Below are 22,626 nucleotides of genomic sequence, written 5' to 3'. Positions count from 1 at the left end.
CCCAGAGGGGGAACGAGTCAAACCCCGAACGCACCTTCGCCGTGCCCATCAGTTCCCCGAAACGTTCTGCGCATCGTCGAAGAAGTAGTCCTTCACCGAAGCCGGCTTGTTCCTGATCGCGCCCACCCGGTGCATGAACTCCGCCAGCGGATAGGTGTTCTGCGGCGTGGTCTTGAACTGCACCTCGGGGTTCTTGATGATCTTCAGCAGCAGCTCGCGGTCGAGCTTGGCGTTGCTCACCTTCAGGTAGATGTCCGCCGCCTTCTCCGGATTGGCGGTGACGAACTTCGCGGCCTCGTCGAGCGCATCGACGAAAGCCTTGTAGGTCTTCGGGTTCTCGCTGCGGAATTTCTCGGTCGCATAGAGCACCGTGGCCGACGACGGCCCGCCCAGCACCTGGTACGAGTTGAGCACGATGCGCGCATTCGGATTGCCCGCCAGCTCCTGCTCCTGGAACGGCGGATTGCCGAAGTGGCCCGTGATCTCGGTGCCGCCCTTGATGATGGCCGCGGCCGCGTCGGGATGCGGCACCGCCACGCTGATCTTGTCGAGCCGGTTGAACTCCTTGTCGCCCCACAGCTTGGCCGACGCGAACTGCAGCACGCGCGACTGCACCGACACGCCCACCGCGGGCAGCGCGATGCGGTCCTTGTCGGTGAAGTCGGCGATCGACTTCACGTTCGGATTGTTGGTCACCAGGTAGTACGGGAAATTGCCCAGCGAGGCCACGCCCTTCACGTTCTGCTTGCCCTTGGTGCGGTCCCACAGCGTGAGCAGCGGCCCCACGCCGGCGCCGGCGATCTCGATGTTGCCGGACAGCAGCGCGTCGTTCACCGCCGAGCCGCCCGAGAGCTTGACCCATTCGACCTTGGCGTCCACACCGGCCGCCTTGGCGTGCTTCTCGATGAGCTTCTGCTCCTGCGCCACGTTGAGCAGCAGGTAAACGATGCCGAACTGCTCGGCGATGCGGATCTGGCCCTCGGCATGCGCGGCCAGGCTGCCGGCCAGGAGACTGAGGCCGGCGGCGAGCGCGGCGGCTTTGCGGGTGAAGCGGTTCATTGACTGTGGTCCCGGAAGAATCAGAAAGGCGTGTCGCCGACGATGGTGGTGCGGTTGAGACGGCGGCGCAGGTGGTCCGGCGTGCCGGCTGCGAGATGCATCAGCGAGCGGTTGTCCCAGAACACGAGGTCGTGCGGCGCCCACTGGTGGCGGTACACGAACTCGGGCTGCACGCTGTGCGCAAACAGCTCGGCCAGCAGTGCGTCGCTTTCGTCCTGCGGCAGGCCGACGATGCGCGTCGTGAAATGCTCGCTGACGAACAGCGCCTTGCGGCCGGTTTCCGGGTGCGTGCGCACCACGGGCTGCACGGCGGGCGCGACCTGATCGATCTGTTCTTGCGAGAGCTTGGGCCGCCACGGGTTCTTTGCGCGCAGCTCTTCGTACTTGGCGAGGTAGCTGTGCTCGGCCTTGAGCGGCAGGATGCGCCGCTGCAGCTCGGGGCTCAGCGCTTCCCAGGCCAGATGCTGGTCGGCGAACAGCGTGTCGCCGCCCTCGCTGGGCAGCTCCTGCGCATGCAGCAGCGAACCGAGGCTGGGCTTGGGCTTGTACGAGATGTCCGAATGCCAGTAGACCCCCGCGTCGCCCAGGCCGATGGGCTCGCCGTTCTCCTTGATGTTGGAGACGATCAGGATTTCCGGGTGGTTCTTCAGCTGGAACTGATGGAGCACGTGGATTTCGAGCGGGCCGAAGCGGCGGCTGAAATCGATGTGCTGCTGCGGGGTGATCTGCTGGTTGCGGAACACCAATACATGGTGGTCGAGGTGTGCGCGGTGAATGCGCGCGAAGTCCGTGTCGTTGATCGGTTTCGAGATGTCGAGGCCGACGATTTCGGCGCCTACGGGGGCGTCGAAGGGGCGCACTTCGAAGTGCTGTGAAACGCCTGCGGCGTTGAAGGGAACGGCATGAGAGGTCATGGACGGCGACGCCTGAATCGATCAAGGCTCTGCGTGGGCAAGCCTGCCACTCTAGGCCTAACCGCCGCCATTGCGAAAGAACGATTCGTTGCTTGCTTATGGCCCCTCGCGCATTTACCCAGCTTCCCCCAAAAAGACGACAAGCCGCACTGGGTCGCGCTATTTCTTCCAGAACTGCCATTTCCGCTTCACGCGGAACGGCTTGAGCGCAGTGAGGCCGGCGTCGCCCTCCAGCGTTCCGGCAACCTCCCTCAGCCTTGCACGCACGAGCGACAGCGGATGGGAGGGGAACATCGCATCGTAGGCCGCGCTGTCCGAGGGAATGACCCGCAACGGCGTGGCCCGCATCCTCTCGAACAGACTTTCACCCTCCGCCAGCTCGATCGGTTCGGCATCGGGAATGGGCCACTTGTCCCCTTCGAGGGCCATGACCGCGGCCTCGCGAATACCGGTAGTGCCGATTTCCTGTGCCTCGATATTGATCTGGTAGTTGCAATCGCCAAATGGAATCCACAGGATGCCGACGTAGTACATCGCAAGACTGCCTGGTGTCGGTGCTCGGTACTTGAACAGGCCACTCAGCACCTCGAGCCCCATCACCTTCACGACTTCCATCGACAGCATGACGCCTCGGTTGTCGATGCATTGCTGTCGATAGAAGGCGGCCGCAGCATCGGGCATGGTCAGGTCGAATTGCCAATCGACCGGCACCGCCCTGAAGCGCATCAGATGCGCCACACCCGCTGCACTCATCCAGAAACGATGGTTCTCGCTGCTTTCGCCGAGCGTGCATTCGGCGACATCGAACGTAAGCGACTCCATACTGACCATGACACTTCCTCCCTTTTTTGACAGCGCCGACTGTAGATGGAAACAGCTAGCGCGAGAGAGCATCCATGGCCGTGTTCACAAGGTGTGGCTGCGATCCCCCTCAACAAACCCCATCGCCTCCCAAGCCTCCCCCACGGCAAACCCCACAACCTTGAACAACTCCCCCATCTCATGCTCATGGATCAGCCGCGCAGCCATAGCCCGCTCGGCAGTGCTACCAAGCTCCATCCTCCCCAGCAACCCGCAGTTCAACAGAAACCGCGCCTGGCTCGTATAGCCCAGCACCTCAAGCCCCGCATCCTGACCAGCAAGCGCAATCCCCGTGAAGTCCACATGCGCGGTGATGTCCTTGTAGCCCACGTCGGACAGCGGATCGCCATCGGCCTGGTGCGCGCGGTGGCACATCACCGTGCCCATGTGGCGTTGCGGGTGGTAGTACTCGGCCTCGGGGAAGCCGTAGTCGATCAGGAAGGCCGCGCCTCTCTTCAGACGGTCCGCCAGCGTCGCGATGAAGGCCCTGGCCTGGGGATGGATCTCGGTGAGGTAGTCGTGCTCGCCGGGCACGTCGACCGGCGGCCGCAGCTCGGTCGGGCGGTCCGCCCAGGCCCAGCCGTCGTCCTGCGCGTTGCGCACCACGCCGCGCTCGAACCACTGGCCCCCCACGCGTGCCAGCAGTTGCACCGGCATCGCGTCGAGCACTTCGTTGCCGACGACCACGCCCTCCATCGACTCGGGCAGTTCATTGAGCCACTCGACGCGGTCCGCATAGCGCACCAGCGCCTGCTGCTGCCGCTCGCGCAGGGTGCCGGACAGGTCGACGATGCGGTAGCGCACGTCGGTGCGCCCCATTTCGTCGAGCGCATGCAGCAGTTGCACGGCCAGCGCGCCGGAGCCCGCGCCGAATTCCCAGACCGTGGAGGTGCCGGTCTTCTCCAGCGCCTCGGCCACCTGCGCGGCCAGCGTCTGGCCGAACATCGGCGTGAGTTCGGGCGCGGTCACGAAGTCGCTGCCAGAAGAAGGCATGTGGCCGAACTTGGCGGAGCTGTTGGCGTAGTAGCCGAGGCCGGGTGCGTACAGGGCCAGCGCCATGAAGCGGTCGAACCCGATCCAGCCGCCCGCGCGTTCGACGGAACGCGCGATGAGGTGATCGAGGGCGGTGGGTAAACTGCTGGGGGTTGTCTTTGTCGTCACGGCGCCATTGTCTCTCTCCTCCCATTTCCCCTCCGCATGAGCACCGCATCCTCCTCCCCCGCCCGCCGAACCGTTCTCGTCACGGGTGCCGGCCGCAGGCTGGGCCGCGACATCGCACTGGCGCTCGCCGCCAGCGGCTGGCAGGTGGCGGTGCACTACCGCAACTCGCGCGCCGAAGCCGAGCAGACGGTGGCCGACTGCGCCGCGCTTTCGGGCGACTCGGCCCTCTTCGCCGCCGACCTCGAGGACGAGGCCGCCACGCGCGCCCTGCTGCCCCGCGTGGTCGCGCGCTTTCGCAGCGTCGACGCGGTGGTGCACAGCGCCGCGCTGTTCGAGCACGACGAGGCCGCCACCTTCAGCTACGCGCTCATGGAGCGCCATGCGCGCAGCAACACCGGGGCGGCCATCCTGCTGGCGCAGGCGCTGAACGAACACGTGAGCGCGCGCGATGCGCAAGGCGCGGTGGTCCACCTGCTCGACCAGAAACTCTGGAACCCGAACCCCGACTTCCTGAGCTACACGCTCTCGAAGGCCGCGCTGGAAGCCGCCACGCCGATGCTGGCGCTGGCGCTGGCGCCGCGCGTGCGCGTGGTGGGCGTGGCGCCCGGCCTCACGCTGGCGAGCCACATGCTCGACGACGACAAGTTCGCGCAGCTGCACAAGCTGTCGCCGCTGGGCCGCTCCTCCACCCCGGCCGACGTGAGCGCCACGGTGAAGTTCGCGCTGGAAAACAGCTCCATCACCGGCACCACCCTGCTGGTGGACGGCGGCCAGCACCTGATGAAATTCGAGCGCGATTTCTCGCTCATGTGAGCACCACCACCATGTCCACCGCATCTTCCCAGCCCGCGGCCGCGCCCACGCAGGGCCGCCAGACACTCACCCTCCAGGGCCTGCGCTTCGACGCCAACCTGGGCATCCTCGACCACGAGAAGACGGCACCGCAGCCGATCCAGGTCGATGCCGAACTCAGCCTCGGCCCGCAGCCGCTGCTGCCGCAGGACGACGACATCTTCCATGTGCTCGACTACCGCAAGGTGCGCCGCATCATCATCGACGAGTGCACCGCCGAGCACGTCAACCTGCTCGAAAGCCTGATCGGCAAGCTGGTGCAGCGGCTGCTGCAGCTGCCCGGCGTGGTGGGCGTGCGCGTGAAGATCGCCAAGCTCGAAATCTTCGACGACTGCGAAGTGGCGATCCGCATGGAAGCCGGCCAGTGGTAGCGGGAAGAACCACGGCTTTTCCCGCCGCGTAGCGCGTGGCATGGGGATCGGGGACAATCACCTCCTCCCCCGACTCCCCGAAGTAGCCTGCCCATGAACGCCGTCTGGATCGACGAGGCGCCCGCCGCCGCCGACGCCACTGCCAATTCCCTCAAGATCGAACGCGAGACGCACAAGCTCGAAAAGCGCCTGTGCCGCCAGGTCGGGCAGGCCATCGTCGACTACAACATGATCGAGGAGGGCGACAAGGTCATGGTGTGCGTCTCGGGCGGAAAGGACAGCTACGCGCTGCTCGACATCCTGCTCAAGCTGAAGGCGCGCGCGCCCATTCACTTCGACATCGTGGCGGTCAACCTCGACCAGAAGCAGCCCGGCTTTCCCGAAGAAGTGCTGCCCAGGTACCTGAGCGAACTGGGCGTGGACTTCCACATCGAGAACCAGGACACCTACAGCATCGTCAAGCGCGTCATTCCCGAGGGCAAGACCACCTGCGGCCTGTGCAGCCGGCTGCGCCGCGGCATCCTGTACCGCGTGGCCGACGAGCTGGGCGCCACCAAGGTCGCGCTGGGCCACCACCGCGACGACATGCTGCAGACCTTCTTCCTCAACATGTTCTTTGCCGGCAAGCTCAAGAGCATGCCGCCCAAGCTGGTGAGCGACGACGGCAAGCACGTCGTGATCCGCCCGCTGGCCTACGTGGCCGAGAAAGACACCGTGCGCTGGGCCCAGCACCGCGAGTTCCCGATCATTCCGTGCACCCTGTGCGGCAGCCAGGAAAACCTGCAGCGCAAGCAGGTCGGCGAAATGCTGCGCGAGTGGGACAAGAAGTACCCCGGCCGCGTCGAGAACATGTTCACCGCGCTGCAGAACGTGGTGCCTTCGCACCTGCTCGACGGAACACGGCACGATTTCAAGGGTCTCAAGGCGACCGGCGTGGCGGATGACGACGGCGACAAGGCCTTCGACACGCCTTCCTTCGACTTGCTCTCCCAGGCACCCTCAGCACTGCGCATCGTCCAGGGCTGATTCGGGCAACCCAGGGGAATTTTGGGCAGCCTTGCCCGGAGACCCTCATGAAACGTGCGCTTTCAGCTCTTCTTCTCATAGCAAGCCTGACCGGCTGCGCCACCTCCTGGGTGGTCGACAGCGATGTGAAGAGCTTCTCTTCCCTCGGCCCGGTGCCACCCGGCGCCACTTACCGCTTCGACCGCCTGCCCTCGCAGCAGGCCGACGGCGCCCGGCAGGATTCGCTCGAAGCCATGGCAGCCGCGGCGCTCGACAAGGTCGGCCTGCGCCGCGACGACGCCCATCCCCAGTACAACGCGCAGATCGGCGCCCGCGTGACGGCCGGCCTCTCGCCCTGGGCCGACCCCTGGCTCTACGACGGCCCCTGGGGCTACGGATGGGGCGGCGGCTACGGCTACTACGGGCGCCGCTGGTACGGCGGCGGCTGGTACGGCGGGCCGGTGTTCGCCCAGCCGTCGAACCCCTGGTACGAGCGCGAAGTCAGCATCGTGCTGCGCGAGGCCGGCTCCAACCGCGTGGTCTACGAGACCCGCGCGCGCAACGACGGCCCCTACAGCTCGAGCGCGGCCGTGCTGCCCGTGATGTTCCAGGCCGCGCTGCAGGGCTTCCCGAACCCGCCGCAGGGCGAGCGCCGGGTGAACATCGAACTGCCGACGGCTCTAAAGTAGCGCCTTCTAGAATCCCGCGGATGGAAGAAGCCACCCGTCTGATCGCCGTTCGCCACGGCGAAACCGCCTGGAACGTCGACACCCGCATCCAGGGCCACATCGACATCGGGCTCAACGCCACGGGCCTCTGGCAGGCGCAGCGTGCAGGCGCGGCGCTGGCCGACGAGCCCATCGGCGTCGTCTACGCCAGCGACCTGTCGCGCGCCTGGCAGACCGCCCAGGCCATCGCCGAGCCCCACGGCCTGGCCGTGCAGCCCGAGCCGCGCCTGCGCGAGCGGGCCTTCGGGAACATGGAAGGCCTGAGCTTTGCCGAGATCGAGGCCACGCTGCCCGCGCAGGCCAAGCGCTGGCGCGAGCGCGACCCCGAATTCGAGCCCGAGGGCGGCGAGAGCCTGCTGACGTTCCGCGACCGCGTGACCGGCGTGGCCGCCGAGCTGGCGGCACGCCACCCGGGCGAACTGGTCGTGCTGGTGGCGCACGGCGGCGTGATGGACGTGCTCTACCGCGCCGCCACCCGCCAGGGGCTGCAGGCGCCGCGCACCTGGCAGCTGGGCAACGCCGCCATCAACCGCATGCTGTGGACGCCGGAGGGCTTCAGCCTCGTGGGCTGGAGCGACACCACCCACCTCGCGGTGGGCGACACGCTCGACGAAACCACGACCTGAGCGGGCGCGCGCCTCAGGCGTGCGAGGCCGCCGAATGGCCTGGCGCGCCGCCGGCTTCGGCCTTGGCCTCGCCCGGCAGATCGACCATCGGCCCGGTGCCGCTGTAGCGGTCCAGCGCCAGGTAGATGGCCGGCGTGATGTACAGCGTGATCACCTGCGAGAAGATCAGCCCGCCCACCACCGCCACGCCCAGCGGCTGGCGCAGTTCGGCGCCGGCGCCCAGGCCCAGCGCGAGCGGCAGCGCGCCCATCAGCGCGGCCAGCGTGGTCATCAGGATCGGGCGAAAGCGCAGCCGGCAGGCTTCGCGGATCGCCTCCACCGGGCTCAGGCCTTCGGTGCGCTGCGCGTCGAGCGCGAAGTCGATCAGCATGATGGCGTTCTTCTTCACGATGCCGATCAGCAGCAGGATGCCGATGGTGGCGATCAGCGTCAGGTCGAAGCCGAAGATCTTCAGCGAAATCAGCGCGCCCACCGCCGCCGAGGGCAGCCCCGCCAGGATGGTGATCGGGTGGATGTAGCTCTCGTACAGCACGCCCAGCAGCACGTAGATGACCAGCACCGCCAGCACCAGCAGCACCGCCTGGCTCGACTGCGAGCTCTGGAACACCGCCGCGTCGCCGCCGTAGGTGGTGATGATCGACTGCGGCATCTTCAGCTCGTCCTTGAACTGGTCGATCTTGGCGGTTGCGTTGCCCAGCGGAACGTCGGGGCCGAGGTTGAACGACACCGTCACCGCCTGCAGCTGCCCCTGGTGGTTGACCGAGGTCGGCCCCACGGTGCGCTTCACGGTCGAGAAGGCAGACAGCGGCACCAGCTTGCCGGTGGTGCTGCGCACCGACAGGCGCGCCACGTCTTCCTCGAACTGGCGGTCGCTGTCGGCGGCCGAAAGAATCACCTGGTAGGTGTTGCTGGCGCCGTAGATGCTGCCGATCTGGCGGTCGCCGTACGCGTTGTAGAGGGCGGTGCGCAGGTCGCCCACCGCCACGCCCAGCACGCCGGCCTTGTCGCGGTCGATGTCGAGCGTGGCCTGCAGGCCTCGGTTCTGCGAGTCGCTGGTGACGTCCCGGAAGGCCGGGTCGGCGCGCATGCGCTCCATGAGCCTGGTGGCCCAGGGCACCATCTCGCCCGCGTTCACGCTCTGCAGCGTGTACTGGAAGCGCGCCTTGCTCTGCCGGCCGCCCAGGCGCAGGTTCTGCACCGGCTGCATGTAGACGGCGATGCCCGGGATCTCGCGGAAGCGCTGGCGCAGCGACTCGAGCACCTTGCCCATGGCCGGACGCTCGCCGCGCGCCTTGAGCACGGCGAACAGGCGGCCCGAGTTCTGCGTGGCCGTGGGGCCGCCCACGCCGACGAAGGAGCTGACGTAGTCGACGCTCGGGTCGGCCTGCAGCGCCTCGGCCACGCGGTCCTGCAGCGCCTTCATGGCGGTGAACGAAATGTCCTCGGCCGCCTCGGTCGTGATCTGGATCTGGCCGATGTCCTCTTCCGGGAAGAAGCCCTTGGGGATGGTCGCGAACAGCCAGCCGGTGACGACGAAGGTCAGCCCCGCCATCAGCAGCATCAGCTTGCGGTGGCCCAGCGTCCAGTCGAGCGAGCGCATGTAGCTGCCGTGCACCGAGCGGTAGCCGCGCTCGAAGGCACGGCCGATGGCGGTGCCGGGCTCGGGGTGCTCTTCCTCGTGGTCGATCGCGCCTTCCTTGCGCGGCACCTGCTTGAGCAGCCGGCTCGCGAGCATCGGCACCAGCGTGAGCGACACCACGGCGGACACCAGCACCGCCAGCGCCACCACCACCGCGAACTCGTGGAACAGCAGGCCGATGACGCCGGGCATGAAGAAGATCGGGATGAACACGGCCACCAGCGAGATCGAGATCGACACGATGGTGAAGCCCACCTCGCGCGCGCCGCGCAGCGCCGCGGCGAACGGGTCCATGCCCTTTTCGACGTAGCGCATGATGTTCTCGAGCACCACGATGGCGTCGTCCACCACCAGGCCCACGGCCAGCGTGATGCCCAGCAGCGAGATGTTGTCCAGGCTGTAGCCGAAGGCGTAGAGCAGCGCCACCGCGCCGATCAGCGAGATGGGAATGGTGGCCGCCGGAATCAGCGTGGCCACAAGCCGGTGCAGGAACAGGAAGATCACCAGCACCACCAGCGCGATGGTGCCCAGCAGCGTGAGCTGCACGTCGTGCACGGCTTCGCGGATCGACAGCGAGCGGTCGTTCACCATCTGGATCTCGACCGACTGCGGCAGCTCGGCCTTGAAGCGCGGAATGAGCGCGCGCACCGCGTCCACCACCTGCACCGTGTTGGCATTGGGCTGGCGCTGCACGGCGAGCGAAATCGAGTCTTGCCCGTTGAAGCTGCTGGCGGTCTTGACCGACTCGAAGCTGTCTTCGATGGTCGCCACTTCATCGAGCCGCACCGGCGAGCCGTTGCGCTGGCCGACGATGAGCTTGGCGAAGTCGGCCGCCTTCATGAGCTGGCGGTTGGCCTGGATGGTGAGCGTTTGGCGCGGGCCGTCGAGGGTGCCGACCGGCGTGTTGGCGTTGGCGGAGTTCACCGCCTTGGCCAGCTCGTCGAGCGTGATGCCGCGCGCGTTGAGCAGGTCGGCATTGGCCTTGATGCGCACGGCAAAGGCCTTGCGCCCGTACACGCCCACCTGCGCCACGCCGTCGATGGTCGAGAGCGTGGGCGAGATCAGGTTCTCGGCGTAGTCGTTGAGCTCCGACGGGTTCATCGACGGCGAGATCAGCGCGATGAACAGCACCGGCGCGTCCGCCGGGTTGACCTTGCGGTACGAGGGCAGCTGCGTCAGTTCCTGCGGCAACTGGCGCTGCGCGCGCAGCAGTGCGGCCTGCACGTCGACGGCGGCGGCATCGATGTCGCGGCTGCTGACGAATTCGAGCGTGAGCGATGTCACGCCCTGCGTGTTCACCGAGCTGATGGTCTGCAGGCCCGGGATGGTCGAGAACTGCTTTTCCAGCGGCAGCGCGACCGACGACGCCATGGTGTCCGGACTCGCGCCCGGCAGTTGCGCATTGACGTTGATGACCGGCGTGTTGTAGCTGGGCAGCGCGGCAACGGGGATGCTGAAGTACGCAAAGATGCCGATGACCACCACGGCGGCGGACAGCAGCACCGTCATCGCGGGACGACGGATGCAGAGCTCCGAGATGTTCATTTGGCAACCTCCGCGCTTCGCGCTGCGGTATTCGCCTTGGGAGCGGCCCGGCGGCTCATGCCCGTCCCTGCTTCGGCGGCTTGATGTCGGTGCCGTCCGAAGACGCGGCGCTGCCGGGCGTGACGCCCGTGGTGCCCTTGGCCGGAGACTCGGGAGCCCCGGGCGCAGCGGCCGGCGGCTTCACGTCGACGCGGACCTTGCCGCCTGGGCGCACGTTCTGGCTGCCCTCGATCACCACCTGCTCGCCGGGCTCCACGCCGCTGACGGCCACCTTCGTGCCGAAGGTGTGCAGCGCCTTCACCTTGCGGCGCGTGGCGGTCTTGGCTTCATCCACCACGTAGAGCGACGTGCCGTCGGCCAGCATCATCAGCGCCGCGGCGGGCACCACCGTGACGCCGTTGAGCGTGCGCACCGTGATGCGCGTGCCGACGAACTGCCCGGGCCACAGGCCCTGGTCGGCGTTGGCGAACACCGCCTTGGCGCGCACCGTGCCGATCAGCGGATCGACCGTGTTGTCGACGAAATCGAGCGTGCCGGCCAGCGGCTCCTTGCGGCCGGTGACGACCGCCTCGACCTTCGAGCGCGAGCGCGCGGCCTCCAGCAGGTCCTGCAGGTTGCCTTCGGGCACCGGGAAGCTCACCGCGATCGGGTCGAGCTGCGTGACCGTGACCAGCGACAGCGTCGGCTGCACCAGCGTGCCCGGATAGATGTTGACGGCGCCGATGCGCCCGGCAATGGGCGCGCGCAAGGTGGCGTAGCCCAGCGCCACCTGGGCCGACTGCACGGCGGCGCGGTCGGCGGCCACGGCGGCGCGCTGCGCCTCGAGCTGCGACAGCGTGGCGTCGGCGGCGCTCTTGGCGATGAAGTTCTGCGCCACCAGGTCCTGGCTGCGCTTGTACTGGCGTTCGAGGTCGGCCAGCGTGGCCTCGTCCTTCTGCTGCTGGGCCCTGGCGCGCGCCAGGTTGGCCTGGTCGTTGCGGTCGTCGAGCGTGAAGAGCAGTTGTCCCGCCTTGACGAACTGGCCTTCCTTCACGTGCACCGCGCTCACCGTGTTCGTTACCTGCGGGCGCAGGTCGACGCTGTTGAGCGAGACCACGCTGCCGTTGACCTGCACCGTCACCGGCACGTCCTGCTTCTGCGCGGTGGCCAGCGTCACGAGCGCCGGTGCACCGTTCCCGCCGCTGCCGCCGGGCGCGCCGCCGGCACCCGGGGCCTTGGCGCTCTTCGCGGCCGGCTTGTCTGCGGACATGCTCCACCAGCCGCCCGCGACGGCTACGATCAACACGCCCGCAAGGGCGACAGCGACATTTTTTTTCATGGGGTTCTTGTGCACTTTGGGCTGACAGCGACTATTGGATCAGCGGTCGTGCCACGGTGGTCACGGGCACCGTAAAGAAATGTAAAGCAAGTCAACCCGAAGCCCGAACACCCACCTGCCGTCGACCGGTCGGACGAACACCCCCTCGTTAAAATCCCCGGTCCACAGCCTCTGGATAAACCCCATGAACCGCTGCAAGAACCCCACGAATGCTCTCACTTTCATAGCGCTCTGCGCACTCGTCGCAGGCGCTGCCGGCGTTTTCCCGCTCGCGGCCAGCGCCCAGGACGAAGTCCCCCGGCCGCAGACGCAGAACGAATCGCTGGTCGGCGGCCGCAACTTCCCCATCGGCACGCTCCGCGGCAAGTTCATGGTCACCAATGCGCCCGACGTCGAACTCGACGGCAGGCCCGACCGCCTGGGCGCCGGCGCGCGCATCCGCAGCGCGCAGAACATGCTGGTCATGCCCGGCGCCATCATTGGCCAGAAGTACCTGGTCAACTACACGCGCGACGCCGCCGGGCTGCTGCGCGAGGTCTGGATCCTCACGCCCGACGAAGCCTCGGCCAGCCGCGAATCCCTGAACAAGCCGTTCCTGAACATCTGGCCGTTCACCTCGAACGACACCGTCAACACGCAATAAGCCCGGGCGGCGCGACGCCTTTTTTCTTCTTCGCGCGCCCGCACCGCCCCGCCCCGCCCTGCGCAAGAAGCGCGCAGGGCCACGAGAGATTTCCCATGAAAAAAGTATTCATCAAGACCTTCGGCTGCCAGATGAACGAGTACGACTCGGACAAGATGGCCGACGTGCTCAACGCCGCGCAGGGCTACGAGCCCACGCAGAACGTGGATGAGGCCGACCTCATCCTGTTCAATACCTGCTCGGTGCGCGAGAAGGCCCAGGAGAAGGTGTTCTCCGACCTCGGCCGCGTGAAGCACCTGAAGGCCAAGGGCGTGAAGATCGGCGTGGGCGGCTGCGTGGCCAGCCAGGAGGGCCAGGCCATCATCGCGCGCGCGCCGTATGTCGACATCGTGTTCGGCCCGCAGACGCTGCACCGCCTGCCCGAGATGCTGAACGACCGCGAGCGCCTGGACCGCCCGCAGGTGGACATCAGCTTCCCCGAGATCGAGAAGTTCGACCACCTGCCGCCCGCGCGCGTGGAAGGCGCCACCGCCTTCGTGTCGATCATGGAAGGCTGCTCCAAGTACTGCAGCTACTGCGTGGTGCCCTACACCCGCGGCGAGGAAGTGAACCGCCCGCTCGACGACGTGCTCGTCGAGATCGCCGGCCTGGCCGACCAGGGCGTGCGCGAGATCACACTGCTGGGCCAGAACGTGAATGCCTACCGCGGCAGGATGGGCGACACCGCCGAAATTGCCGACTTCGCGCTGCTGATCGAATACGTCGCCGAGATCCCCGGCATCGAGCGCATCCGCTACACCACCAGCCACCCCAACGAGTTCACGCCCCGCCTGATCGAGGCCTACGCCAAGGTGCCGCAGCTCGTGAGCCACCTGCACCTGCCGGTGCAGCACGGCAGCGACCGCATCCTGATGGCCATGAAGCGCGGCTACACCGCCATGGAATACAAGAGCACGATACGCAAGCTGCGCGCCATCCGGCCCGAACTTACCCTGAGCAGCGACTTCATCGTCGGCTTCCCCGGCGAGACCGACGACGACTTCAACAAGATGATGAAGCTGATCGACGACTGCCAGTTCGATGCCAGCTTCAGCTTCATCTTCAGCCCGCGCCCCGGCACGCCGGCCGCCGCGCTGCACGACGACACGCCGCATGAAGTGAAGCTCGCGCGCCTGCACACGCTGCAGTCGGTCATCGATGCCAACGTCAAGCGCTTCGGCCAGGCGCTGGTCGGCACCACGCAGCGCGTGCTGGTGGAAGGCGCGTCGCGCAAGGACGCGAACGAACTCATGGGCCGCACCGCCTGCAACCGCGTCGTCAACTTCGAGGGCGACGCGCGCCTGGTCGGCCAGATGACCGACCTGCGCATCACCCGCTCGCTGGCCTACACGCTGCGCGGCGAGGTGCTGACGAGCGAGTCGCCCATGTCCCCAGCCCCCACGGCGCTCGCCCACTGATGGCGAAGCGGCCATCCATCCGGGGTTCGTTCCAGCAGCTGCTGCTGTTCGCGTTCCTGCTGATCACCGCGCTGCTGGTCGGCGTGGCGCTGCGTTCGGTGCTGCAGTACGACGCGCTGATGACGCAAAGCCGGGACGCCGCCGCCCGCGCGCTGCGCCTGTCGGGCGCGTCGCAGTCGCTGGCGGAGCGCAGCGCGGCCATGGAGCGCGCCGGGCGCCAGTCGCTGGTGCTGAACGACGCGGTGCTGCGCCGGCGCTTCGACGACGCGGCGCGCGAGGCGCACCAGGTGCTCGAGCGGCTCGAGAAGAACGGCCTGCCGCCCGCCGGCATCGAGATGTGGCGCACCCAGCTCGGCGTGATCGAGGGCCTGATGAGCGGCAGCGCCGACAGCGCCCTCGCCCGCGAAAGCACGATGGCGATGCAGTTCCGCGAGCTCGACGCGCTCAACACCAACATCGCGCAGCAGGCGCAGTTCCTGATCGAAACGCAGAACGACGCGCTGGCCCAGCGCATCGAGAACGCCCGCCGCCGGCTGATGCGCGAGGTGGTGGCCGCCAGCGTGCTGGCGGTGTCGCTGGCGCTGGCTTTCGGCATCTGGCTGGCGCGGCCTTTCAAGCGGCTGGAGCACGCCATCGTCGGCCTCGGCCAGAACCGGCTCGACGAACCCATCGACATCCGCGGCCCGGCCGACATACGGCGCGTGTCGCAGCAGCTCGAATGGCTGCGGCTGCGCCTGACCGAGCTCGACGCCGACAAGGCGCGCTTCCTGCGGCACGTGTCGCACGAGCTGAAGACGCCGCTGGCGGCGCTGCGAGAAGGCGTGTCGCTGCTGGAAGACGGCGTGACCGGGCCGCTGAACCCGGCGCAGCTCGAGGTGGCGCAGATCCTGCAGCAGAACACGGTGGCGCTGCAGGGGCAGATCGAGGCGCTGCTGCGCTTCAACGCCGCCGCCTTCGAGGCGCGCGAACTGCGCCGCGAGCGCACCGAGCTGCTGCCGCTGATCGAGGAACAGATCGAGGCGCAGCGGCTGCAATGGCAGTCGCACGGGCTGCGCGTGCGCGCCGAGGGCGAGCCGATCGCCATCACGGTGGACCGCACCAAGCTCGGCACGGCCATCGCCAACCTGCTGTCCAACGCGATCCGCTTCTCGCTGCCCGGCGGTGTGATCACGCTGGCGGTGTCGGGCACGCCGGAGGCGGTGCACATCGACGTGAACGACGCCGGCCCGGGCATCGCCGAGGGCGACCGCGACCGTATCTTCGAGCCCTTCTTCCGCGGCGAACGCCAGCCGGAGCACACGGTGAAAGGCACCGGCATCGGACTTTCCATCGTGCAGGAGTACATTGCAGCCCACGGGGGCCGCATCACCCTGCAGCCCGGCGGTCCCGGTGCTCGCTTTCGCATCGAACTGCCGCGCACGGCTTGACACCGCGGGCCCCACTCCAACACTGCCTGACCGCCCGCGTCCTCTTTTTCGACCCATGTCTTTTTCGTTCGTCCGCAGTTCCATCTTCGCCGGGGCCATGGCCGTGCCATTCGCCCTGCTGCTGACCGCCTGCTCCACGCAACCCAAGCCGCCGCCGGAAGCCGATGCGCTGCCGCCGCCCGTGGTCCTGCCGCGCGTGATGCCGGTCGAGGCCGAACCCAAGGCGCCCGCCACGCAGCCGGCCTCGCTCTTCACGCTGATGACGCAGGGGCCCGTGGCCGCCATGCTGTCGTATGCCGACAAGGTGCGCCCGCTGAACGGCGCCGACCTGAGCGCCGAGATCGCGCGCATCGGCGACCCCGGCGATTCGCCCACCACCCAGATGCAGCTGGCGCTGCTGCTTTCGCAGACGCGAACGCCGGCCGACCTGGCGCGCGCCCTGGGCCTGCTGCAGCGCGTGAACGCCAACCCGTCGCCCGAGGCGCAGGCCCTGCAGCCGCTGTCGCGCGCCCTGGCCGCGCGCTACGTGGAACAGCGCCGCGTCGAGGACGACCGCGACAAGCAGGCGCAGCAGCTGCGCGACAGCCAGCGCCGCATCGACCAGTTGAACGACCGCATCGAGGCGCTGCGCGCCATCGAACGCAGCTTCGCCCGGCCCAACACGCTGCCGGCCAACCCACCTCCCAACGGAAGCAGATCCAGCCAATGAGCACTACCGGCGCCCGCCTCCTCGTGGTCGACGACGACCCGGACATGCTGCGGCTGCTCTCGATGCGGCTGAGCTCGGCGGGTTACCAGGTCACGGCCGTGACCTCGGCCGAAACCGCGCTCACCCAGCTCGAGATCGAGCATCCGCAACTGGTGCTGAGCGACGTGCGCCTGCCCGGGCGCGACGGCCTCCAGCTGTTCGACGAGATCCGCAAGCGCCATCCGTCGCTGCCCGTCATCCTGCTGACCGCGCACGGCACCATCCCCGACGCGGTCGAGGCCACGGCGCGCGGCGTGTTCACCTACCTCACCAAGCCCTACGACGGCCGCGAGCTGCTCGACAAGATCTCCCAGGCGCTGGCCCTCGGCGCGCCGACCACCACGCCGAGCAAGACCGGCGACGACAGCTGGCGCTCCGAGATCGTGAGCCGCAGCAACCGCATGGCCGAGCTGCTGGCCGAGGCGCGCATGGTGGCCAAGTCGGATGCTTCGGTGCTGCTGCGCGGCGACTCCGGCGCCGGCAAGGAACTGCTGGCGCGTGCCATCCACAAGGCCAGCGCGCGCGCCGACAAGCCTTTCGTGGCGGTCAATTGCGGCGCCATCCCCGAGGCGCTGCTCGAGTCGGAGCTGTTCGGCCACATGAAGGGCGCCTTCACCGACGCCCATGCCAACCACAAGGGCCTGTTCCAGCAGGCCGACGGCGGCACGCTGCTGCTCGACGAAATCGGGGACATGCCGCCCGCCCTGCAGGTCAAGCTGCTGCGCGTGCTGCAGGAGCGCGCGGTGCGCCCGCTGGGCGCGAGCCAGTCGATCCAGGTCGACGTGCGCATCGTCTCGGCCACCCATCGCGACCTCGACGCCGCGATGGAAGCCGGGCAGTTCCGCGAAGACCTCTATTACCGCCTGAACGTGGTGACGCTCACGCTGCCGCCGCTGTCGGCGCGGCGCGAAGACATCCCGCTGCTGGCCAACCACTTCCTGCAGCGGCTGTCGACCAAGTACGGCAAGCGGCTGTCGGGTTTCGCGCCCGAGGCGCTGAAGGCGCTGACCACGGCCGCCTGGCCGGGCAACGTGCGCCAGCTGTTCAACGTGGTGGAGCAGGTGTGCGCGCTGTCGAGCTCGCCGCTGATCCCGCTGGCGCTGGTGCAGCGCGCGCTGCGCGTGCCCAGCGTCGAGGTCCAGACCTATGCCGAGGCCAAGCAGCGCTTCGAGCGCGACTACCTTGTCGGCCTGCTCAAGCTGACGGACGGCAACGTGGCCGACGCAGCCCGCCTGGCCGACCGGAATCGCACGGAGTTCTACCGGCTGTTGCAGAAGCACGAGCTCACGCCCGGGCACTTCAAGGCCGACGCTGTCGCTGGGGGTAGCGACCCTGTCGCCGAGTAGCGACGCAGCTAAGTCGTTGATTTGTATAGCCAAACCGCACGAGCCCGGCAGGCTTGTCGGGATTCAGCGACAAATTCGGGGGTTTTGGGGGCCGCCAGCCCGCCTCCACCGTCAAAACGGCATCCAGATCGGCCCAAGTCGTTGATCTGAAAGCGTTTTTCCAGCCTGGCACAGGGTTTGCCCCTGTACAGGCATGACAGCACTCACCAGCCCATCTTTCGCACTGCGCCAGCAGCGCGACGGCCTGCGTCAAAAGCAGTTTTCCCCCTCGCGGCCCCGCGCCGCGGGTCATTCGCTGGCCGCGCTCGCAAGCGCAGGCGGCGCCGCTACCGATTGCGTCTTCAAGCGCCTTCCGGCCATTGGCGACACCCCTTCCCTCGACAAGCAACGTTGGTAAATCACATGAAGCCAAACGACTTTTCGCATCTGAATGTTCTGGCGGAGACCGACTTCGCACACCGCAGCCCGGTGCGCGAGGAACGCCACCCCAACGCCGTCACCGCGCCCCCCATCAACCGCGGCTCGATGGTGCCCCGCCCCTGGCGCGGTTTCTGGAACAGCCTCGGCACCGCCGCGCTCGTGAAGCTGGGCGCCGGCCGCGACGCCGAAACCCAGGCCGCCACTGAAACCAAGCAACCCTGGCAACGTGCCGCCGCCCGGCGCCGCCTCGCCTTCATGATGCTCACCCTGCTGAGCACCGTGATCGCGTCGTCGCTGTTCGCCAGCGTGCAACCCGACTACGACAACGTCTGGCTCGAATACGGCCAGATCGGCCTCTACGGCCTGCTGTCCGGCTGGGTCGTCACCGGCTTCGTGACCGCCCTCATGGGCTTCTACGTTTCGGTGCGCGGTGACAAGCACGCGCTGTCGGCCAAGCAGGTCGCCAACCATCCGATGAACCCCGAGGCACGCACGGCGATCATCATGCCGATCTGCAACGAGGACGTGGCCACCGTATTCGCCGGCCTGCGCGCCACCTGCGAATCCGTCGCTGCCACCGGCCACGCCAAGCAGTTCGACGTGTTCGTGCTGTCCGACAGCTACAACCCCGAGACCGCCGCCGCCGAACGCGCCGCCTGGGAAGACCTACGCGCCGCGCTGGCCGAAAGCCCGAACCAGCCGCAGGTCGAGGTGTACTACCGCCTGCGCACCCGCCGCACGCACCGCAAGGCCGGCAACGTGGCCGACTTCTGCCGCCGCTGGGGCAAGGACTACCGCTACATGGTCGTGCTCGACGCCGACTCGGTGATGAGCGGCGACTGCCTGACCTCGATGGTCAAGCTGATGGAAGCCAACCCGAGCGCCGGCATCATCCAGACCGCGACGCAGGCCATCGGCCACGTCACGCTGCACGCCCGCGCACAGCAATTCGCTTCCCGTGTGACGGGCCGCCTGTTCACGCTGGGCATGCAGTTCTGGCAACTGGGCGAATCGCACTACTGGGGCCACAACGCCATCATCCGCGTCGAGCCCTTCATGAAGCATTGCGCGCTGGCCCCGATCAAGGGCACCGGCGGCATGTCGGGCGGCATCATGTCGCACGACTTCGTGGAAGCCGCGCTGATGCGCCGTGCCGGCTACAACGTGTGGCTGGTGTCCGACCTGGTCGGCAGCTACGAGCAGCAACCGCCGGACCTGCTGGCCGAGCTGCAACGCGACCGCCGCTGGTGCCAGGGCAACCTGCAGAACGCCCGCCTGATGGCCGAACCCGGCATCCACTCGGTGCACCGCGCAATGTTCGTGACCGGCACCATGGCTTATGTCTCGGCTCCGCTGTGGCTTGCCTTCCTGACGCTGGGCACCGCCCTGTGGCTGAGCGGTTCGAGCATCGTGTCGAGCTGGAACGTGCTGCCCGCCGAACTGGCCGGCCTGTGGGTCTGGACCCTGTGCCTGCTGTTCCTGCCGCGCGTGCTGGGCATCGCCGCCGTGCTGATGCGCGGTGAACAACGCCAGTACGGCGGTGTGTGGGGCCTGGTGAAGAGCTCCGCGCTCGAAAGCTTCCTGGCCATCGTGCAGGCTCCGGTCCGCATGCTCGCGCACTCGCTGTTCGTGGTGGTGGCCCTCACCGGCATCAAGCTCGACTGGAAGTCGCCCCCGCGTGAAGCCGCCGCCGTGCCGTGGAAGATCGCCGCCTCGCAGCTGGCTCCCATGACGCTGGTGATCGCCGCCCTGGCCGTCGGCGTCGCCCTGATCGACCCGAGCGCGCTGATCTGGCTCATGCCGGTCGGCCTGCCGCTGCTGCTGGCGATTCCGCTGACCGTGCTGACCAGCCAGATCGCGCTGGGTACCACGCTGCGCGACCGCGGCTTCCTGCTGATTCCCGAGGAATCGCGCTCGCCGGCCGTGCTGCGCCGCGCCTGGATGCACGCGGTGCGCCTGGCCCGTCCGGCCGCACTGGCGACCGCATGATGCGCTGAAGCATCCAAGCCTCCCCCCAAGAAGCCGGCCATTGCGCCGGCTTTTTTCATGGCAGACTGGAACGTCAGGCCAGCACAAGGGGTTCGGTTCCATGGAACAAAGACGAAGGCCGCTCGCGGTGTCGATCGGGCTGATCGCGCTCGGTGCGCTCACGATGCTGATGGGCGCCTTCCTCGCGGTCGGCGGCGCCTACCTCGCGGCCCTGGGCGGCAGTTGGTACTTCGTGCTGGCCGGCCTTGCGCTGCTGGTTTCGGGCCTGCTCGTTGCCAGGCACCGGCCGACCGGCGCCTGGCTCTTCGCATTGACGCTGGTGGGCACTGCGGTGTGGGCCGTGCGGGATGCGGGTTGGAATTTCTGGCCGCTGGTGTCGCGGCTGGTGGCGTTCGGCGTGCTGGGCGTGCTGGTGGCGCTGGCCTACCCGGCGCTGGTGCGCGTGCCAGGCGCCAGGGTCGTGCGCGGGGCGCGCGTCGTTGCGGCGCTGCTGGCTGTTGCCCTGGTGCTGGTCGGCGGCTATGCCTTCGTGCCGGCCGCGGTGGTCGTCGCGCAAGGCCCCGTGCCTGCGGTCGTGCCGGTCAAGCCCGAAGCCGCGCAGAAGGAATGGCGCCACTGGGGCAACACCACGGCGGGCGACCGCTTCGCGGCGCTCGACCAGATCACCAGGGACAACGTCGACCAGTTGAAGGTCGCATGGACCGCCCACACCGGCGACGTGCCGCAGAGCAACGGCTCGGGCGCGGAAGACCAGAACACGCCACTGCAGATCGGCACCACCGTGTACGTGTGCACGGCCTACAGCAAGATCGTCGCGCTCGACGCGGACACCGGCGCCGAACTCTGGCGCTACGACCCCAAGGCCGCCGCCCCCAACTGGCAGCGCTGCCGCGGGCTCGGCTATCACGACCAGGACGGGCTCGCGGCAGGCGCGACGCCCACGCCCGGCAGCACGCCGGGTGCCTGCCGCCAGCGCCTGCTGCTGCCCACCATCGACGCCCGCCTGATCGCCGTCGATGCCGTCACCGGCAAGCCCTGCGCCGATTTCGGCAGACAGGGCGTCGTCGATCTCAAGGCCGGCATGGGCGAAGTGAAGGACGGCTACTACCAGCAGACATCGACACCGCTGGTCGCTGGCGACCTGGTGGTGGTGGGCGGCCGCGTGGCCGACAACTTCTCGACCGACGAGCCGCCCGGCGTGGTGCGGGCCTACAACGCCGTCAGCGGCGAACTCGCCTGGGCCTGGGACCCGGGCAACCCGGCGGTCACGCGCCTGCCTCCGCCGGGCCAGACCTACACGCGCGGCACGCCCAATGTGTGGTCGGCCATGTCGTACGACCCGAAGCTCGGGCTCGTCTACCTGCCCACCGGCAACGCCACGCCCGACTTCTGGGCCGGCGAGCGCACGCCGTTCGACGACAAGTACAGCTCGTCGGTGGTCGCGCTCGACGCGAAGACGGGCAAGGTGCGCTGGAGCTTCCAGACCACCCACCACGACCTCTGGGACTTCGACCTGCCCGCGCAGCCGTTGCTCTACGACATTCCCGACGGCAAGGGCGGCACGCAGCCCGCGCTCGTGCAGGTCACCAAGCAGGGCGAGATCTTCATGCTCGACCGCGAGACCGGAAAGCCCATCGCCGAAGTGCAGGAGCGCCCCGTGCCGCAGGGCAACGTGCCCGGCGAGCGCTATTCGCCGACGCAGCCCTATTCGGTGGGCATGCCCTCGATCGGCAACAAGACACTGGCCGAATCCGATATGTGGGGCGCCACGCCCTTCGACCAGCTGCTGTGCCGCATCGCCTTCAAGGGCATGCGCCACGAAGGCGTCTACACGCCGCCCGGCCTCGACCACGCGCTGCAGTTCCCGGGTTCGCTGGGCGGCATGAACTGGGGCAGCGTGTCGGTCGACCCGACCAGCAGCTACATGTTCGTGAACGACATGCGCCTCGGCCTCGCCAACTACCTGGTGCCGCGCGCGCAGATTCCGGCCGGCGCCAGCGGCATCGAGATGGGCGTGGTGCCGCAGGAAGGCACGCCCTTCGGCGCGATGCGCGAACGCTTCCTGTCGCAGCTGGGCATACCATGCCAGGCACCGCCCTTCGGCACGATGTCGGCCATCGACCTGAAGACACGCAAGCTGGTGTGGCAGGTGCCGGTGGGCACCGTGCGCGACACCGGCCCGCTCGGCATCCGCATGCACCTGCTGATACCGATCGGCATGCCGACGCTGGGCGCGTCGCTGGCCACGCAGTCGGGCCTGCTGTTCTTCGCGGGAACGCAGGACTTCTACCTGCGCGCATTCGACACCGCGACCGGCAAGGAAATCTGGAAGGCTCGCCTGCCGGTGGGCAGCCAGTCGGGGCCGATGACCTATGTGTCGCCCAAGACCGGCCGGCAGTATGTCGTGGTGGGCGCGGGCGGCGCGCGGCAGTCGCCGGACCGCGGCGACTATGTCATCGCCTACGCGCTGCCGGAAAAGAGCAAGGGCAAGTAAACAACAGGCCGCTTCACCGGCGG

At 68.1% G+C, this 22,626-nt stretch carries 19 protein-coding genes; 13 read left to right on the top strand and 6 right to left on the bottom strand.

All coding sequences use genetic code 11. The features are described 5' to 3' along the window. Positions 1-48 precede the first annotated feature (48 nt). The 4 genes from WIX39_RS08990 to WIX39_RS08975 form a co-directional block, all read right to left on the bottom strand. The gene (locus WIX39_RS08990; protein WP_409194915.1) at positions 49-1,059 is read right to left on the bottom strand and encodes an ABC transporter substrate-binding protein; all 1,011 of its coding nucleotides are present in this window, start codon (positions 1,057-1,059) and stop codon (positions 49-51) included. Between the two features lie 20 nt (positions 1,060-1,079). Next, positions 1,080-1,973, bottom strand: a complete 894-nt coding sequence (locus tag WIX39_RS08985) for a TauD/TfdA dioxygenase family protein (protein ID WP_409194914.1) — start codon at positions 1,971-1,973, stop codon at positions 1,080-1,082. Positions 1,974-2,132: 159 nt separating this feature from the next. Then, positions 2,133-2,804, bottom strand: a complete 672-nt coding sequence (locus tag WIX39_RS08980) for a hypothetical protein (RefSeq protein WP_159053661.1) — start codon at positions 2,802-2,804, stop codon at positions 2,133-2,135. Positions 2,805-2,879: 75 nt separating this feature from the next. Further along, positions 2,880-3,995, bottom strand: a complete 1,116-nt coding sequence (locus WIX39_RS08975) for a class I SAM-dependent methyltransferase (protein WP_409194913.1) — start codon at positions 3,993-3,995, stop codon at positions 2,880-2,882. A 36-nt stretch (positions 3,996-4,031) separates the two neighbouring features. Here WIX39_RS08975 and WIX39_RS08970 point away from each other — a divergent pair, with 36 nt between their 5' ends. The 5 genes from WIX39_RS08970 to WIX39_RS08950 all read left to right on the top strand — a co-directional run bounded on the left by WIX39_RS08970 (position 4,032) and on the right by WIX39_RS08950 (position 7,577). After that, on the top strand, positions 4,032-4,808 hold the full coding sequence (locus WIX39_RS08970) for an SDR family oxidoreductase (RefSeq protein ID WP_106935669.1): 777 nt from the start codon (positions 4,032-4,034) through the stop codon (positions 4,806-4,808). 11 nt (positions 4,809-4,819) lie between these two features. Next, positions 4,820-5,218, top strand: coding sequence for a dihydroneopterin aldolase (locus WIX39_RS08965; protein WP_081271445.1), 399 nt, complete (start codon positions 4,820-4,822; stop codon positions 5,216-5,218). Positions 5,219-5,311: 93 nt separating this feature from the next. Next, complete coding sequence (gene ttcA, locus WIX39_RS08960) at positions 5,312-6,244, top strand: tRNA 2-thiocytidine(32) synthetase TtcA (protein ID WP_081271430.1); 933 nt, start codon at positions 5,312-5,314, stop codon at positions 6,242-6,244. Between the two features lie 47 nt (positions 6,245-6,291). Then, entirely contained in the window at positions 6,292-6,912 is a 621-nt protein-coding gene (locus WIX39_RS08955) for a DUF4136 domain-containing protein (protein WP_106935670.1), read from the top strand. 20 nt (positions 6,913-6,932) lie between these two features. Next, positions 6,933-7,577 (top strand): histidine phosphatase family protein, encoded by a 645-nt coding sequence (locus WIX39_RS08950; RefSeq protein WP_106935671.1) that lies wholly within the window; start codon positions 6,933-6,935, stop codon positions 7,575-7,577. Positions 7,578-7,590: 13 nt separating this feature from the next. On the opposite strand, the gene WIX39_RS08945 is transcribed toward WIX39_RS08950, so the two are convergent. Both WIX39_RS08945 and WIX39_RS08940 read right to left on the bottom strand, forming a co-directional pair. Continuing rightward, positions 7,591-10,761: an efflux RND transporter permease subunit gene (locus WIX39_RS08945; protein ID WP_285413240.1), complete on the bottom strand. Its 3,171-nt coding sequence runs from the start codon at positions 10,759-10,761 to the stop codon at positions 7,591-7,593. Positions 10,762-10,816: 55 nt separating this feature from the next. Beyond that, positions 10,817-12,010 (bottom strand): efflux RND transporter periplasmic adaptor subunit, encoded by a 1,194-nt coding sequence (locus tag WIX39_RS08940; protein WP_106935673.1) that lies wholly within the window; start codon positions 12,008-12,010, stop codon positions 10,817-10,819. A gap of 253 nt (positions 12,011-12,263) precedes the next feature. On the opposite strand from WIX39_RS08940, the gene WIX39_RS08935 reads away from it, so the two are divergent. The 8 genes from WIX39_RS08935 to WIX39_RS08900 all read left to right on the top strand — a co-directional run bounded on the left by WIX39_RS08935 (position 12,264) and on the right by WIX39_RS08900 (position 22,603). Beyond that, on the top strand, positions 12,264-12,722 hold the full coding sequence (locus WIX39_RS08935; protein WP_081271435.1) for a hypothetical protein: 459 nt from the start codon (positions 12,264-12,266) through the stop codon (positions 12,720-12,722). Between the two features lie 95 nt (positions 12,723-12,817). Beyond that, positions 12,818-14,179 carry a tRNA (N6-isopentenyl adenosine(37)-C2)-methylthiotransferase MiaB gene (gene miaB / locus WIX39_RS08930; RefSeq protein ID WP_106935674.1) on the top strand — a complete coding sequence of 454 codons (1,362 nt, stop codon included), beginning with the start codon at positions 12,818-12,820 and terminating at the stop codon, positions 14,177-14,179. Next, a complete protein-coding gene (locus WIX39_RS08925; RefSeq protein ID WP_081271437.1) occupies positions 14,179-15,606 on the top strand; it encodes a sensor histidine kinase in 1,428 nt (475 codons plus the stop codon). Before miaB ends, WIX39_RS08925 begins: the two co-directional genes overlap by 1 nt. Before the next feature lie 55 nt (positions 15,607-15,661). Then, positions 15,662-16,315, top strand: coding sequence for a hypothetical protein (locus WIX39_RS08920; RefSeq protein ID WP_081271438.1), 654 nt, complete (start codon positions 15,662-15,664; stop codon positions 16,313-16,315). Beyond that, positions 16,312-17,700 carry a sigma 54-interacting transcriptional regulator gene (locus WIX39_RS08915; protein WP_081271439.1) on the top strand — a complete coding sequence of 463 codons (1,389 nt, stop codon included), beginning with the start codon at positions 16,312-16,314 and terminating at the stop codon, positions 17,698-17,700. The genes WIX39_RS08920 and WIX39_RS08915 overlap by 4 nt, the downstream gene beginning before the upstream one ends. 193 nt (positions 17,701-17,893) lie before the next feature. Beyond that, entirely contained in the window at positions 17,894-18,097 is a 204-nt protein-coding gene (locus tag WIX39_RS08910; protein WP_081271440.1) for a hypothetical protein, read from the top strand. A gap of 5 nt (positions 18,098-18,102) precedes the next feature. Continuing rightward, the gene (mdoH, locus tag WIX39_RS08905; RefSeq protein ID WP_409194912.1) at positions 18,103-20,109 is read left to right on the top strand and encodes a glucans biosynthesis glucosyltransferase MdoH; all 2,007 of its coding nucleotides are present in this window, start codon (positions 18,103-18,105) and stop codon (positions 20,107-20,109) included. Between the two features lie 100 nt (positions 20,110-20,209). Then, positions 20,210-22,603: a glucose/quinate/shikimate family membrane-bound PQQ-dependent dehydrogenase gene (locus WIX39_RS08900; RefSeq protein ID WP_106935676.1), complete on the top strand. Its 2,394-nt coding sequence runs from the start codon at positions 20,210-20,212 to the stop codon at positions 22,601-22,603. Positions 22,604-22,626: the final 23 nt, after the last annotated feature.

It is taken from the genome of Variovorax sp. AB1(2024), from assembly GCF_037482385.2.
GTDB lineage: Bacteria > Pseudomonadota > Gammaproteobacteria > Burkholderiales > Burkholderiaceae_C > Variovorax.
Note: the sequence above shows the minus strand (reverse complement) of the source record. Positions and strands in the feature narration are given on the sequence as shown.